Annotated in this window: 14 protein-coding genes; 9 read left to right on the forward strand and 5 right to left on the reverse strand. The window is 40.3% G+C overall.

Annotated elements, in window-relative coordinates; genetic code table 11:
- The first annotated feature begins 24 nt into the window (after positions 1-24).
- The 7 genes from EZ437_RS07465 (at position 25) to EZ437_RS07495 (ending at position 8321) form a co-directional block, all read left to right on the forward strand.
- Positions 25-315, forward strand: coding sequence for a hypothetical protein (locus EZ437_RS07465; RefSeq protein ID WP_131594722.1), 291 nt, complete (start codon positions 25-27; stop codon positions 313-315).
- 31 nt (positions 316-346) lie between these two features.
- Entirely contained in the window at positions 347-637 is a 291-nt protein-coding gene (locus tag EZ437_RS07470; protein ID WP_131594724.1) for a cell division protein ZapA, read from the forward strand.
- Between the two features lie 298 nt (positions 638-935).
- Positions 936-2498 (forward strand): ribonuclease Y, encoded by a 1563-nt coding sequence (gene rny / locus EZ437_RS07475; RefSeq protein WP_131594726.1) that lies wholly within the window; start codon positions 936-938, stop codon positions 2496-2498.
- 119 nt (positions 2499-2617) lie between these two features.
- Positions 2618-3142, forward strand: a complete 525-nt coding sequence (locus tag EZ437_RS07480) for an Mpo1 family 2-hydroxy fatty acid dioxygenase (RefSeq protein ID WP_131594728.1) — start codon at positions 2618-2620, stop codon at positions 3140-3142.
- A 112-nt stretch (positions 3143-3254) separates the two neighbouring features.
- Complete coding sequence (locus tag EZ437_RS07485; protein WP_131594730.1) at positions 3255-6053, forward strand: TonB-dependent receptor; 2799 nt, start codon at positions 3255-3257, stop codon at positions 6051-6053.
- Between the two features lie 134 nt (positions 6054-6187).
- Positions 6188-7627 (forward strand): hypothetical protein, encoded by a 1440-nt coding sequence (locus EZ437_RS07490; RefSeq protein ID WP_225869519.1) that lies wholly within the window; start codon positions 6188-6190, stop codon positions 7625-7627.
- 154 nt (positions 7628-7781) lie between these two features.
- Entirely contained in the window at positions 7782-8321 is a 540-nt protein-coding gene (locus EZ437_RS07495; RefSeq protein WP_131594734.1) for a hypothetical protein, read from the forward strand.
- A gap of 20 nt (positions 8322-8341) precedes the next feature.
- Here EZ437_RS07495 and EZ437_RS07500 read toward each other — a convergent pair whose 3' ends face one another.
- The 5 genes from EZ437_RS07500 to EZ437_RS07520 all read right to left on the reverse strand — a co-directional run bounded on the left by EZ437_RS07500 (position 8342) and on the right by EZ437_RS07520 (position 13501).
- Positions 8342-9547, reverse strand: coding sequence for a hypothetical protein (locus EZ437_RS07500; RefSeq protein ID WP_131594736.1), 1206 nt, complete (start codon positions 9545-9547; stop codon positions 8342-8344).
- Between the two features lie 242 nt (positions 9548-9789).
- Positions 9790-10167, reverse strand: coding sequence for a hypothetical protein (locus tag EZ437_RS07505; RefSeq protein WP_131594738.1), 378 nt, complete (start codon positions 10165-10167; stop codon positions 9790-9792).
- An 86-nt stretch (positions 10168-10253) separates the two neighbouring features.
- Positions 10254-11411 carry a glycosyltransferase family 4 protein gene (locus EZ437_RS07510; protein ID WP_131594740.1) on the reverse strand — a complete coding sequence of 386 codons (1158 nt, stop codon included), beginning with the start codon at positions 11409-11411 and terminating at the stop codon, positions 10254-10256.
- Position 11412: 1 nt separating this feature from the next.
- The gene (locus EZ437_RS07515) at positions 11413-12324 is read right to left on the reverse strand and encodes a lysylphosphatidylglycerol synthase domain-containing protein (protein ID WP_131594742.1); all 912 of its coding nucleotides are present in this window, start codon (positions 12322-12324) and stop codon (positions 11413-11415) included.
- A 7-nt stretch (positions 12325-12331) separates the two neighbouring features.
- The gene (locus tag EZ437_RS07520; RefSeq protein ID WP_131594744.1) at positions 12332-13501 is read right to left on the reverse strand and encodes a glycosyltransferase; all 1170 of its coding nucleotides are present in this window, start codon (positions 13499-13501) and stop codon (positions 12332-12334) included.
- A 130-nt stretch (positions 13502-13631) separates the two neighbouring features.
- Between EZ437_RS07520 and EZ437_RS07525 the strand changes: the two genes are divergently transcribed.
- Together EZ437_RS07525 and msrA are read left to right on the forward strand one after the other, a co-directional pair.
- Positions 13632-14213 (forward strand): PhnA domain-containing protein, encoded by a 582-nt coding sequence (locus EZ437_RS07525; RefSeq protein WP_131594746.1) that lies wholly within the window; start codon positions 13632-13634, stop codon positions 14211-14213.
- A 77-nt stretch (positions 14214-14290) separates the two neighbouring features.
- Positions 14291-14782, forward strand: a complete 492-nt coding sequence (msrA, locus tag EZ437_RS07530) for a peptide-methionine (S)-S-oxide reductase MsrA (RefSeq protein ID WP_131594748.1) — start codon at positions 14291-14293, stop codon at positions 14780-14782.
- Positions 14783-14909 lie beyond the last annotated feature (127 nt).

Raw genomic sequence — 14909 nt, forward strand, 5'->3', positions numbered from 1 at the left:
AATTAAAATTGTAAAAAATATAAAATGTCTGCGGTAGCCGATCAATTGAATTTAGTATTGCAAAAAACAGCTCGTTTGATAGAGTTATGTAACGCCTTACAGGAAGAAAATGATCTGTTAAAGCTTGAGAATGAATCAGTAAAAGTAGCGCTGGATGCATCAAAAAGCAAGAACACAGACCTTGAAGAAAAGATGAGGGTTTTGAAGCTTGCGAAAAGTATTGAAGGTACTAGTGAAAAGACTCTTGATATAAAGCAAAAAATTAACGATTTTGTGCGTGAAATAGATAAGTGTGTTGTATTACTTAAGAAATAAGGGGTACAGATAAAGTGAAACAAAGCTAAAAATGGGAGAAATCTCGATAAAAATAACTATTTCCGACCGGATCTACCCTTTAAAGGTAAATACTGAGGAAGAAGAAATTGTAAGGCGTGCAGCCAAGATTATTAATGAACGCATAAAGGACTACCAGGAAAATTATGCGGTCAGGGATAAACAGGATCTGCTCTCTATGGCAGTGTTGCATTACGCAACAGCTGTTTTGAGGGTAGAGAATAAGGCCCAGAATCAGGATACTGCAGTAGCCGGGAAGGTGGAAGAGTTGGATAGTTTATTAAATGATTTTTTCTCCAAATAGGAGCGTTCTTTATAATTTAGTTTAAAATAACAAAGATATTAGCCGCAGCTAGGTTTTTGAGTTTCAGATTTTTTAAAACTTAACACTTCAATATTTATAGGATTGAGAGGGTGTATTTCATCTGCATTTATTTGCACCTGAAAATGACTTAAATCCTAATTATAACTCGTTGAGGTTTTGAAACATGGGACTTAATAAAGTTAGTTGCGGTTTTTTTTTGAAATGGTTGATATAGCATGCATGAGCTTATCCATCATTGGAAACGATAGGTTCGTGCAAATTTTTATATATAAATAGAATGGGAATATTAGGAATAATAGGATATGTATTAGCCGGTCTGGTTATCGGTTTAGTAGTCGGCAGGTACCTGCTGCGCGGCCTGCTTAAAAAGCAGGAGATGGCAGTTCAGAGTAAAGCCAAGAAAATACTTAAAGATGCAGAGACCAATGCTGAAATCCTTAAAAAGGACAGGATGCTGGAAGCAAAGGAGAAATTTTTGCAGCTGAAGTCAGAGCATGAACAAGAGGTAAATACCAAAACCAATCAGATCAACCAAAGAGAAAACACACTGAAGCAAAAGGAGCAATCCTTAAACCAGAAGATGGAAAATGCAAGCAGGCGTGATCAGGAAGTAGAAAACCAAAAGAAAAATCTTGAAAAGCAAACTGAAATTGCCTTAAAAAAGCAGGAAGAGGTAGATTTGTTAAAGAACCAGCACGTAAAGCAGCTGGAGACTATTGCAGGCCTTAGCGCTGAAGAAGCTAAAAGCCAGCTGGTAGAAACAATGAAACAGGAAGCGCGTACGCAGGCGATGATCCAGGTAAAGGACATTGTAGACGAAGCCAGGCTTACAGCCACAAAAGAAGCAAAAAAGGTGGTGATCCAAACGATACAGCGTACTGCTGTTGAGGCAGCCATAGAAAATACAGTATCTGTTTTTCATATTGAGAGTGACGAGATCAAAGGCCGTGTAATTGGTAGGGAAGGGCGTAATATACGTGCCCTGGAAGCAGCTACCGGTATAGAGATCATCGTAGATGATACCCCTGAAGCAATCATTTTATCCGGCTTTGATCCGGTAAGAAGAGAAATTGCCCGTCTGGCCCTGCACCGTTTGGTAACAGACGGACGGATTCACCCGGCGCGTATTGAAGAGGTGGTAGCTAAGACAAAGAAGCAGATAGAAGACGAGATTGTAGAGATCGGTGAACGTACTGTGATAGATCTGGGTATTCATGGACTTCACCCTGAACTGATCAGGATGGTAGGACGTATGCGTTACAGATCGTCATACGGACAGAATTTATTACATCACTCGCGTGAGGTAGCGAATTTCTGTGCTACGATGGCTGCAGAACTGGGTTTAAATGCAAAGATGGCCAAACGTGCGGGACTATTGCATGACATAGGTAAGGTGCCTGATGACAATCCGGAATTGCCACACGCAATTTTAGGTATGCAGCTGGCTGAAAAGTATAAAGAGCATCCAGAAATTTGTAATGCCATTGGTGCCCACCATGACGAGATTGAGATGACCTCGATGATCTCGCCTATTATTCAGGCATGTGATGCGATATCAGGCGCACGCCCAGGTGCAAGACGTGAAGTGGTAGAAAGTTATATCAAGCGTTTGAAGGAACTGGAAGAACTGGCGCTTTCTTACCCTGGTGTAGAGAAAACATTTGCGATACAGGCTGGTAGGGAACTGAGGGTGGTAGTAGAAAGTGAAAGGGTAACTGATCAGCAGGCTGAATTGCTGGCTGCAGATATCTCAAACAGGATACAAACAGAGATGACCTATCCGGGACAGATTAAAGTAACGGTTATTCGTGAAACAAGGTCTGTTGCTTTTGCGAAATAGTGTTCCATTTTGGACTACCAGGAACATGTAGCATGAGGGCTTTTAAAGCTTAAAATAAAGAGAGCGGTGGGATTACCCATCGCTTTTTTTTATACTTTTACAGTAGTAAAAAAACCAATATGAAGAAGCAGCAAAAGAATGTACAGCCAGCTGAACCAAAAAGACCAGTGGATGTGCTATTTGACAAATACGCAGAAAGTCATCAAAATCATACCAATGAAATTATTCACTGGATCTGTGTTCCGCTGATCGTATTTAGCTTATTGGGTTTGGTTTGGGCCATTCCTTTTCCACACATGGATTTCCTGGGCAGGTATAATGGCTTTTTAAACTGGGCATCCTTTCTGATTGCCTTTTCACTGTATTATTATTTTACATTATCACCTGTATTGTCCTTTTTGATGCTGTGGGTAGTGAGTTTGATGAGTTATTTTATTGTCCAGTTGGAATACTGGCAGGCTGCGGGCGGTCCGGCATTCTGGCTTGTTTGCCTGGTTATCTTTGTGATAGCCTGGATAGGGCAGTTTATAGGTCATAAGATAGAAAAAAAGAAGCCTTCATTTTTAGATGATATTAAGTTCCTGTTAATAGGCCCGATCTGGTTATTGCACTTCATCTGTAAAAGAATCGGGTTGAAATATTAATCTAAGCACCACTTAACATTTAGTTAACATTGAGGTAAACAAATGGTAATTCACATCTAACATGTAATTAACATTGTGGTAATAGCTTTGCTGGAAATTAATACACGGCAAATTGAAATCACAACTAAACATTAAAAAGGCATTAATTACCGCATTATTTGTAATTATTGGTACAGCATTATTTGCACAAACAGGAAAAATTTCTGGTAAGGTATCTGATAAGAAATCAGGAGAAACACTGATCGGGGTTACGGTTAAGATAAAAGATACGAACAGAGGTATGGCCACTGATGTGGACGGAAAATATTCATTGACCGGATTAGCTGCAGGTAAGTACACGCTGATTTTTCAATACGTAGGATATAATGGTAAGGAGATCAGCGATGTAGAGGTTACCAACGGAAAAAGTACTATATTCGATATCATATTGGATGAGGCCGGCGGTCAAAGCCTGAGCGAGGTAGTTATACAGGGTAGTTTTAAAAAGGAAAGTGTTAATGCCTTATATGCTACGCAAAAAAATAGTGCATCTATCTCTGATGGTATCTCTTCTGAAGCAATTAAACGTTCGCCAGACAGAAACACTTCAGATGTTTTGAAAAGAGTAAGCGGGGCAACTATTCAGGATAACAAATTTGTGGTGATCCGCGGTTTAGGCGATAGGTATAATACCGCGATGCTTGACAATTCTGCATTACCAAGTACAGAGCCTAACCGTAAGGCATTCTCCTTTGATATTGTTCCATCTAATTTGGTAGACAACCTGATCATCAGCAAGACAGCAACTCCGGACCTTCCAGGTGACTTTACAGGTGGTGCTATTCAGATCACGACTAAAGATGTTCCGGAACAAAACTTTATTTCAATTGGAGGAGGTGTAGGTTATAATACAGTTTCTACTTTCAAAGACTTTTACAGCGGACCAAGAAATGCTACCGATTATTTTGGCTTTGATAATGGGAATAGAAAACTTAAGTCGACTTTCCCTTCAACTACCAGGTTGTCTGCAGGATTAACTCCTGAACAAAATATCAGGGCAATCAGGACCCTTCCTCAGGACTGGTCTATATACAATTCTTCTGCATTGCCAACGCAAAACTACCAATTTACCATAGGCAGAATTAAGGAATTCAAGGAAAGCGATAAGAAACTTGGAGCGATATTGTCTTTAACTTACCGCAACTCTCAAAGCATAAATGGTGATGCCTTAAGGGACTTTTACGAATACGACTACAGCGACGATACTTATAAGTTTTCTACCAACGTAGGAGCACTTGCAAACTTTGCATATACCGCAGGTAAGAATAAAATTACCTTTAAAAATATCTACAACAGGATCTATGAAGATATGTACACGAGCAGAACTGGTATTAACAACTCCAATGGTACTGATAATAAATTCTTTGCCTTTGATGTGATCCAGAAATCACTGTTTAAATCAACAATTGAAGGTAATCACCAATTAGGAGCACTTAATTCCAAAATCAACTGGTCAGTTGGATTTAGTAATGTGTTAAATGACCAACCTGATCAGCGAAAAATCAATTACACGAAGAACGTTACTGATTTAGGTAATCCTGAAATAGGATATACTGCTAACGTACTTAATATTGGTAAAGAAAATACCAGGTTGTTCTCTAAACTCAATGAAAACGGCTACAATGGAGCAGTAAACTATTCTTTGCCTGTAAATATGTTTAAACAAAAGTCTACACTAAAAGTGGGACTGGCTTCATCTTATCGTGATCGTAGTTTTGATGTGCGGTTTCTTGGATTGGAATTAGGATTTAACAATGAAGATGTTGAAGCCATAAGACAGAGACCACTTAGTACTTTGTTTGGAAAAGATTTAATTGACAGAGGCATTTATAAATTAAGTGAGATTCCTAACTCCGGCGATATTTACACTGCCGATGCGCTGACCAATTCAGCTTATGCCATGTTAGACAATAAATTAGGCGAGAAGGCAAGAGTGGTTTGGGGAGTAAGAGCAGAATCCTTTAATCTAAACCTAGAGACTTTAGACCCTGCGAATGCTCCGGTAAAACAAGATTACCTGGATATTCTTCCATCAGCCAACTTTACTTATAGCCTGACGGAGAAAATCAATTTAAGGGCATCTTACTACCGCACACTTGCACGTCCTGAATTTAGAGAACTTGCGCCGTTCCAGTATTATGACTATGAGCAGCTGGCTTTTCAGCAAGGTAATCCTAACTTGAAGCGGGCACAGATTAATAATGCAGATTTGCGTTTTGAACTATATCCATCAGCCGGACAGATATTCTCAGTTTCTGCATTCTATAAACAGTTTAGTAATGCAATTGAATCTTTAAATGAGGATTACAACTCTACCAGGACCATTACCTATTTCAATTCTAACAAGGCAGAAGTATATGGATTGGAATTTGAAATAAGAAAAACTCTTGATTTTATTGCTCAGAATGATTTCATGAAGAATACTACAGCATATGCTAACCTGGCGCTGATCAAATCTAAGGTGACAAACCCGGAAAATACGGGAGTTACTTTCATTGAAAGCAGCCGTCAGATGGTAGGTCAGGCACCTTATACCGTTAACGCAGGATTGCAGCATACATTCTTAAATGACAAAATGAATTTCAATGTTTTATACAATAGGGTAGGACGCAGAATATTGGCAGCCGGAGGCTCAAGATTTCCAAGTATATGGGAAGCGCCTAGAAATGTAGTGGATCTGCAGTTGGGCATGAAGGTTCTCAACAAAAAAGGAGAATTGAAATTCAATGCGGGGGATATCCTTAATAACAACACTACATTTTATTATGATATGGATATGAATGAAAAATACGAGGCGAACGGTCAGGATGAGACTATAAACAGATATAAGTTAGGAAGTAATTACTCAGTTTCCTTCTCTTACACGTTCTAATGTTAAGCAAACGTTAAGTCTGGAGGTTTAGACTTAACGAATACTTAAAGATGTAGTAATGTTAAATTAAACCAGGCTTAATACCTTTGATGTAATAAATAAAATGGGGTTTAACCTTTGAAACAACAAATAAAATGAAAATGAAAAACCAATTATTAATAACAGCGTTAAGTGTACTTGTATTCTTTGCAAGTTGTTCAAAAGATCCTTCAGATGAAGGAACTATAAATCCACCACCGACAGAAAACGTGGTAACAGTTACTGGTGATATCACTACTGCGACCACTTGGTCTGCAGATAAGATTTACCTTTTGAAGGGAAATGTTTATGTGACAGGCAATGCCACATTAACCATCCAGGCAGGAACCATTATTAAAGGTGATAAAGCAACAAAAGGATCATTAGTTATCACCCGTGGTGCTAAAATTGAAGCAGTTGGTACGGTTGATAAACCAATCGTATTCACATCAAACCAGCCTGTTGGAGCAAGAGAAAAAGGAGATTGGGGTGGTCTGGTATTGCTTGGAAAAGCAAAAAATAATGTTGGTACCGCTGTTAAAATTGAAGGTATAGCTGATGCAACTGATAAAGCGCTTCACGGTGGAACAGATGATGCTGATAATTCAGGTACATTAAAGTATATCCGTGTAGAATTTGCAGGTATCGCTTTAGGTCCGGATAATGAGATTAATGGTGTTACTTTCGGTAGTGTTGGTTCAGGTACTACAGTTGATTACGTTCAGGTTTATCGTTCTGGTGATGATGCCTTTGAATTCTTCGGTGGTACTGTAAATGCAAAGCACCTAATTTCGGTTGGAACGTGGGATGATGATTTCGATACAGATTTCGGATACTCTGGTAAAGTTCAGTTTGCTTTAGCTCAGCGTGTTGCTACTTTAGCCGATTTCTCTGGATCAAACGGATTTGAGTCTGACAATGATGGTGATGGATCTGATAAAGCTCCACAAACATCTGCAGTATTTTCTAACGTAACTGTATTAGGACCGTATGATGTAGCCGGAGCTGGTAACATCAATGCAAACTATCAGCATGCTGCTCAGATCCGTCGTAATTCTTCAATCAGTATTTTAAATTCAATATTAGCAGGTTATTCTGAAGGTATTTATTTTGATGATACTAAGGTTACAACTGCCGGTTCTACCTCTACAAACTTTACTGCAGGAAGATCTGTTTTTGCAAACAACCTTGTATTGGGAAGCAATGCAAAAAGCAACCAGATCAAAGCTGGAGCCGGAGTATTGGCTGCACTAACAACTGCACTAAATCTTAACAATACATTCACGCCTGCATCTTATGCAAGTTCAGTTCTTACTGATGCTTACAAGTTTGCTCCGGACCTAGTTGCCGCTGCTAAACAAGGAACACCTAATTTTACTGTAGTAGCTGGTTCTGCTGCAGCATCTGGTGCTGTCTTTACTGACGCAAAAGTTTCTGCAACTTTCTTTGAGAAAGTAGCTTATAGAGGAGCTTTTGGTACAACTGACTGGACTTCAGGTTGGGCTAGTTATAACCCACAAGTATTGGCTTACACAACTCCTGGAGCTGTTAAGTAAGCATAATTCTTTAATAAACGTAAGAGGCCTTGCTGCATTTGCAGCAAGGCCTCTTACGTTTGAAAGCAATCAGAAAGTTAATGTAAATTTAACATCAGTACTGTAGCGAAATGCTGAGCAGGAGCGTATTGGTTAGAAACTTATCTTAATGAATATGAAAAGAACAATTATCAAACTATCGCTGATGTCCGGCATTATCTTAATGCAGTTGGCCTGTACCAAAAAAGACGATATGGAAAGACTAGGGATTGATGACAAGATGCTGACCACTTGCCCGGCAAATTCCGATTGTGAGTATTTATACATCGAAAGTTCAGACGTTGAAGGTTCAGTGCCCACTTTTAAATCTGGAAATTACCGGATCTTTTGGGCCGGTCTTACAGAACAAGGTTTGGATTCCAAGCTATACATTAAAGCACCTATGACAGGAACTTCATTCTATTTGGATAAATCTTCTATTACAGCAGGCCAGGTGTTATTGTACCGCAATTGTGCTGCTTGCCTGATGGCCCCGCTCACCCCGATAAAAGATGGTTATGTAAAAGGTATCAACCTGGATCCGGGGAAGCCGGCAGATCAGGCTAGATGGCTGGTTGAAGCCAGAATTATACTGGAGGATACAAACGGGGGATCTCCTTTCAAGGATACTTTGTATATCAAGCAGCATTATTATCCAAACTTCGTCTACAATTAGTAACATCTGAATTCAGATGACTACAGTTTTATCGGTTCATAGGCATACACTACCTTATATGACGCGTCTTTTAGGCTGGCAGAGAGCTGGCCTATGTTAAGATTTTCTTTTTGTGGGGTAGGCTCGCATACGGAATAGACCTTGCCATTGTAAAGTATAGGACGCCCTATCGGTGTGTCAAACTGGACGGCCATAGTGATATGAGTTGGATATAACATTGCAATCATGGGAAGGTTATAAATTTCTTTTACCAGGTAGAAGAACAATGCGGCCCTGTCATCACAGTCACTGTATTTAGCGAAGAGAGTTCCTTCCGGAGAAAGCCGTTTTTCTCTGCCAAAATTCTCATCATCGTTTTCATATAAGAAAGCATAACGGGTAAAACGCATCAGGTAATCAATGCCTTTTTTCTGCTTCATGCCCTGTACATTCTTTTTGAGCAGGGGGATGAGTGATCCGTATGTTTCCTTACTTAGCGGGATATTGAAGTAATATTCAAAATCTACGCCGGGGTAATTTTTAAATATGCTTTCCACTTCAGGGTTTGTTTTGACATTGAAATGGTAGGCCTTGTGCTTATAGTTAAAGGTGATCAGTTTTTCCAGATAGCTTTCAGCTTTAAAATCTGGCATTCTTGTCACTTTATAAGAAAAGTCATTTTTGGCATCAGGCATGCTGATCATGTTGCTTGGGGGTACCTTATTGAGATCGGCAAAAGCGTAATCGTGATGGTTCAGACACATGTACTTTCTATTTTTAAACATTAAAAACGGAATGTCGGAGATGTCCTCATCATTATAAACATAAAATATGATCCTGTTGTCGGCAATGGTCAGTCTTGCATCATAACCTGATTTGCCCAGTAGAAACCATTTATAGAAAGTATAGCGTTCATAATTGTCTTTTTTAGGACTAATGGCCTCTGCTGTTTTCCTGATCAGCTGATAGTAGAGCCAATCATTCAGCTGGTGTTGCTTTTTATAAGCCAGCAGGCTATCTACTATAGCCGGGTATTTTCCATTGTTGACTTTATTATAGCAAGATTGGATATGTTTTTCGGAGAGTTCGCTCAAACGGTCCACAATGATCGAAGAATCTACCTGCAGGTTGAATGTGTCATTATAAAATTCAAAGCTTGCATTGAATGATTGCTGCTGGCCATACGACTGCCTGCCTATTAGCAAAAGGAAACATAATGTTCCGAGTATTTTTAGCAAACGGCCCATAGCTGTGTAGATTAATTAATATTATGGTAACATTAAATGTACATATTATTAACATAGCTTGTATATTAAGTTTTCTGCGACAAATATTTTATAGTAACTGATACTTAACAACGGCTTAATACACTAGCCTTACTTTTGCAGTGTAAATATTTGGTTAGTATTTATACGTTTAGGTTTAGTTGATAATAAAAGCCACGATGGATGTCGTGGCTTTTATTCTATAATTTGAATACCTTTTGTAATTACTTCCTCACAAAACGAAAACCACAGCCTTCAATGCAGGGAGGATTGATTTCTAAAGTCGTTGGGCTCAGTTTGTACCAGTAAACTAGTTTTTGACTATAATTTTTCGAGGTAATTTCAATCCTCGTGCTGTCAAGAACTTTATAGCTGGTGATATCCGGCATTGCCTCACCGGAGACATTTCCGGATTGATCAAATGTGATGTATCTGGTCGCGCCCTGTACTTTCATATATTTACCGCTGCCATCGCCCGGATCGGCAAGCGTTTCAGTGAGTTTCCAGGTTCCGTAAAATTCTGTTGGGCCGTTCTGGTCTTTTTTGCATGACAGGTAAAGACCTGTAGTGATGATAAGCAGGGCAAAGAGTGTCTTTTTCATATATGATTTGTTTCTTGCTAATACGGTTGCAGTTTGAAAAACGCTACAGCTATAAGTAATTATCTGACCGCAACATGCACAGCTCATTAAAGATTCTTAAAGTGCAGAAAATACGCTTCCGCCATTTTCTGCCATCCAAAACGGTTCGATGTGAATGATATGATCTCCTGAGTGCTCAATTGAGAATCCGGAGTGCCAACGGTCTGATTCAGGGCATTGACCCAGGAAGCGATGTGACCGGGTGGTAAAAGTATTCCATTGCTGCCGTGAATGATCGCATCAGTTATACCGCCACTTGCCGAAGCAAATACCTTAGTTCCCCGCATACAAGCCTCAAGGCAGACCAACCCAAATCCCTCCATGTCTCCCTGCACCTCAATGTTTGGCATAATGAAAGCATCGGCAATGCCTAAGATGGCATCAATATCATCTTGTGGAAGTTTACCCATGCGTATAACGCGGGACTTTTCATTTGTTTTCTTGAGTAATTTCCGCAGATCAGTTTCATCACCTGGAGCGCCCAGAAAAAGTTCAATCCTTCGGCTTATAAAAGCAGGCAAAAATTTTAGCAGGCGGCTAAGACCGCTTTCCTTATCCTGTACCGGGCCTATCAGCAATAAGATAACATCCTTGTGCAGCAAAGGCAGGATGTTTTTGATAAACCATGAAAAGCCCTTTCGTTTGACAGGCCTGCCGATGGCAACCAAAACGCTCTTTCCGGCAATATCAGCTTGGTACCTTTGGGACAATAGTGCATCAACCTGTGTCCTGCTAATATTTGCCCGGATACCTGCATCAACACCATTGTTTACCACCACTATTTTTTCAGCTGCTATCCCGCGTGCCTTACATGCTGAAGCAGTAGCACTGCTCACTGCAAAGATCAGGTCAAAATCATTGAATTTGGGAAAGATAAACTTTTGATAAATGATCCCCGGAAAAACCACATCAAGACCATGAAGGGTGACAGCTATTTTGAGATTCTTGTGCCGCCTGTGAAACATACTGAAAGCCCCCATAAGGCCATCATTAAAGTGAATGATGGAAATTCCGGGATTATCTTCAACAATCCTCCTGATTCTTTTGCCCAGCTGGCTAAAAAATCTAAACCTGCTTTCCTGACCTTCATAAATAATATGGTGGACTTTGGTTAGCAGTGCCATTTGACTGATCAGCTCAAAGCTTTGTCTTTCCATGCCTCCGGTAGCCGGCGGGTATTTATGACTTACAAATAGTATTTCCATTTTAGTTCATTGCGCTAGTTTCCCGTCTTTTGAACAATAGGAAATAGACTGCTACGCCAAAGGCTATCCAAAACAGCTGTCTTGCTCTTCTAAGGATAGACGCGGTTACCCAGATCTCTTCAGCCGGGAGGCCTATGGCCAGCAGCATGATCTTATTTCCATATTCTTCAATACCCAGCTGCCCTGGAATAAATGCTCCTGCGGCCCTGAACAGCACAACGCCCAGGTCAACAAGCAGGGCATGCAGGATGCTGACCTTTACACCCAAAAACTTTAGTATAAAATAGAACTCCAGTCCGCCGAAAACCCAGTGCAATAAGGCGAAAAAACAAGCATACATCAGCATTCTCCTGTTCTCGCGCAACATAACCGGCAGCTCCTCAAGAACTCCGGCAAATTTAACCCGTATTGCTTTCCAGCTCACTAGAAGCAGGGGATACAACCCGGACTGCTTTCCATTAAATAATTTATCAGGGCTTGAAGGATTGGGCAGCAAAAGGATCAAAGCCGTCAGCCCTAAAAGTAACACCTGGCTAATGATCATGATCCCGCGTGAGAAAAGCATAGACCAAACAATTTTTCTTTCAGGAATATTGTACTTACTGAGCATGATTGCTTTTAGTGCATCTCCTCCAATTACACTGGCGGGGTTAAGCATGCCTGCGGTTTCCCCTACATGCCGGATTAGAAATAACCTGCCTGTAGAAACAGACCTGGAATATTCACCCAGAGAAAACTGCCAGCTTATTGTCCCAAAAAAATAAGCGATAAAGGTAATCAGCAGCAGCAGGAAAAATTTATAGCCGGTTTTTTGGATCAAGCTAATCACTACCTTCAAATCGGTGGCCTGCAGAAAAAAAAACAGTGAGACCAGAATACAGACCGTTAGGAAAATAGTCAACCCTTTCTTCATGCTGAGATCATACCTTGGCGAGTTTAATTTTGCCGGCCATTTGACCCAGGTCTTCAAAATAAGTTGCAGCAAGCAGGTCCCAGCTCATACTGCGGCTATACTGGAGCCCCATTGATATGAACTGTTTTTTTAGGCTTTCATTGTTCAGTAGCTGTGCAATTCTTCTATAATAATCATATTCATCAAAGGGAGCACACTTAAAGCCATTGATCCCCTGTTCTACAAAGTCAGAGGAACCGCCTCCATCAGCAATGATACATGGCAAGCCGGAAGCCATTGCTTCGAGGACGACATTCCCATAGGTTTCTGATACGGATGTAAATAAAAACAGACTTGCACTGGCGTATAAAATGGAAAGTGTTTCATGATCTACCTTTCCTGTGAAAACAGCATTTTTCATCTTTACCTTGCAGGCCTTAAGTGCTATTCCATCTCCAGCAATCAGGAAGTTTATCTTTAAACCGAAGTTTTGAACGGTGTCATAGATGCGGAAAAGTGTTTCGAGGTTCTTCTCCCACACCAGGCGGCTGGCAAATAGGATGGTGGGATAATTATTGCCTGTAAGTTTATACAGCAGCTTTTTATCTGATTTTTCGGGTGAAAATAGCTTTGTATCTATCCCACGCTTCCAGATCGTCATTCTTTCTGCTGCTACACCCATGTGCTCAAGCTCCTCCCTGATGCTTTCAGCAGGGATATATACTTTGTCGCAATGGTTGTAAAATGCTTTTTGGCTTCCGGCTATCGCTTGCTTCACCTTACCCACTAAAAAGGGAGCATATTTAAAATAATAATCAATGTAGGAAATGAAATGTGTGTGATAGATAGAAATTACGGGAATGTTGTGCTTGTTTGCATATTTAAGTGCAAAGGCTCCCAGTAAAGAGGGAGTAGCAATGTGTATTACATCGGGATCGAAATCATGGAGTTTTTTCTTCAGCTCCTTTTTGGCGAGGGAAGGAAGTGCCATGGTGTAATTGGTGTTTATTGGCAAGTGGATCGTCGGTATTTTTATGCATTCATACCTTCTTATGGCAGTCGGTCCTGCCCCACATATGAACAAAAAATCAAACTTATCCTTGTCAATCCTATTAATTAACTGAAACATGGTGCGTGATGCGCCATCAAAATCTTCAATTAAAATCTCTGCAAAAAAAGCGATTTTTATACGTTTCATATGGCTTTTGCCTCAGTATTTAACCAGATACTTACTGCGTAAAGATAGTTGGGCTATATTATGCTGTCATTAAATTATGGTGAAGCAATTTATGATATTTTGTATCTTCGCCGCCATTATCAATATACTTATGAAACTGGAAGAGCAACTGCTAAAAAGAAGTGAGCACAAATGTGAATTGTGTGCATCAGAAGACAATCTGAGTGTGTATGAAGTTCCGCCCCAAACGCAAAATACAGCGGAAGAATGTGTGCTGGTATGCAGTAAGTGCCTGGCGCAGATTGAAAAGAAAGAGGTGCTTGACAGCAGTCACTGGCATTGTCTGACTTCCAGTATGTGGAGTGAAATCCCAGGTGTTCAGGTACTAAGCTGGCGCATGCTCAACCGGTTGAGAAGTGAAAGCTGGGCCATAGATAACCTGGATATGATGTACCTCGACGACGCAACACTGGTATGGGCCAAAGCCACAGGTGATCATGAAAATGATGCGACAGTCGAATTTCATAAAGACGCTAACAATAACATACTGGAAAACGGAGACACTGTTATAATCATAAAAACCCTTGATGTAAAAGGTTCAAGCATTAGTGCCAAATTGGGCACTGTAGTAAAGAATATCAGGCTTGTAGAGGATAATAAAGAACAGATAGAAGGTCGTGTGGAAAGTCAGCTTATAGTTATTCTTACAAAGTACGTTAGAAAACAGAGTTAAGTAAAATTCAAATTCTGCCGAGGTATCAAGCAAAAGCATTCGTACCTTTATTTATTAGATATTAAAACGAAATTGTTATGAATCATGAAAAAGCCATTCTGGCAGGCGGTTGTTTTTGGGGCGTAGAAGAATTGTTACGTCATTATCCTGGCGTCATTTCAACGGTGGTAGGCTATACAGGTGGCGATGTGCCAAATGCTACTTACCGCAACCACGGTACGCATGCCGAAGGGATATCAGTTACATTTGATCCTGCTCAGTTATCTTATCGTAAGCTGCTCGAATACTTCTTTCAGATCCACGACCCGACCACAAGAAACAGGCAGGGGAATGACATTGGCACTTCATATCGCTCGGCGATCTTTTATAGTGATGACACCCAACGCGATACCGCTGAAGCATTGATAGCAGAAATGGAAGCCTCTGGCGTATGGCCTGGAAAGATTGTAACCGAAGTAGTACCTGAGACTGATTTTTGGAACGCCGAAGTGGAGCATCAGGACTATCTGCAAAAAAATCCATATGGCTATACCTGCCACTTTGAAAGACCGGACTGGAAGTTGAGCTAACCCGCTTTCTTAACCTAATCTTTATGATAATGAAATAATAACAACATGTTGGATGGGTAAATTTGTTTGTCCAATCAGTGTATATTATGAAATTTAATTTAAGCCAACTGTTGTTTATCAATTATTT

This window comes from Pedobacter psychroterrae, assembly GCF_004331695.1.
In the GTDB taxonomy this organism is placed as follows: Bacteria; Bacteroidota; Bacteroidia; order Sphingobacteriales; family Sphingobacteriaceae; genus Pedobacter; species Pedobacter psychroterrae.

Excerpts from the sequence above, each read along its gene's own strand:
- EZ437_RS07495 (WP_131594734.1), top strand. The coding sequence starts at position 7,782 with ATGAAAAGAACAATTATCAAACTATCGCTGATGTCCGGCATTATCTTA.
- EZ437_RS07515 (WP_131594742.1), bottom strand. The coding sequence starts at position 12,324 with ATGAAGAAAGGGTTGACTATTTTCCTAACGGTCTGTATTCTGGTCTCA.
- EZ437_RS07525 (WP_131594746.1), top strand. The coding sequence starts at position 13,632 with ATGAAACTGGAAGAGCAACTGCTAAAAAGAAGTGAGCACAAATGTGAA.
- EZ437_RS07470 (WP_131594724.1), top strand. The coding sequence starts at position 347 with ATGGGAGAAATCTCGATAAAAATAACTATTTCCGACCGGATCTACCCT.
- EZ437_RS07465 (WP_131594722.1), top strand. The coding sequence starts at position 25 with ATGTCTGCGGTAGCCGATCAATTGAATTTAGTATTGCAAAAAACAGCT.
- EZ437_RS07490 (WP_225869519.1), top strand. The coding sequence starts at position 6,188 with ATGAAAATGAAAAACCAATTATTAATAACAGCGTTAAGTGTACTTGTA.
- EZ437_RS07505 (WP_131594738.1), bottom strand. The coding sequence starts at position 10,167 with ATGAAAAAGACACTCTTTGCCCTGCTTATCATCACTACAGGTCTTTAC.
- msrA (WP_131594748.1), top strand. The coding sequence starts at position 14,291 with ATGAATCATGAAAAAGCCATTCTGGCAGGCGGTTGTTTTTGGGGCGTA.
- EZ437_RS07500 (WP_131594736.1), bottom strand. The coding sequence starts at position 9,547 with ATGGGCCGTTTGCTAAAAATACTCGGAACATTATGTTTCCTTTTGCTA.
- EZ437_RS07480 (WP_131594728.1), top strand. The coding sequence starts at position 2,618 with ATGAAGAAGCAGCAAAAGAATGTACAGCCAGCTGAACCAAAAAGACCA.
- EZ437_RS07520 (WP_131594744.1), bottom strand. The coding sequence starts at position 13,501 with ATGAAACGTATAAAAATCGCTTTTTTTGCAGAGATTTTAATTGAAGAT.
- EZ437_RS07510 (WP_131594740.1), bottom strand. The coding sequence starts at position 11,411 with ATGGAAATACTATTTGTAAGTCATAAATACCCGCCGGCTACCGGAGGC.
- rny (WP_131594726.1), top strand. The coding sequence starts at position 936 with ATGGGAATATTAGGAATAATAGGATATGTATTAGCCGGTCTGGTTATC.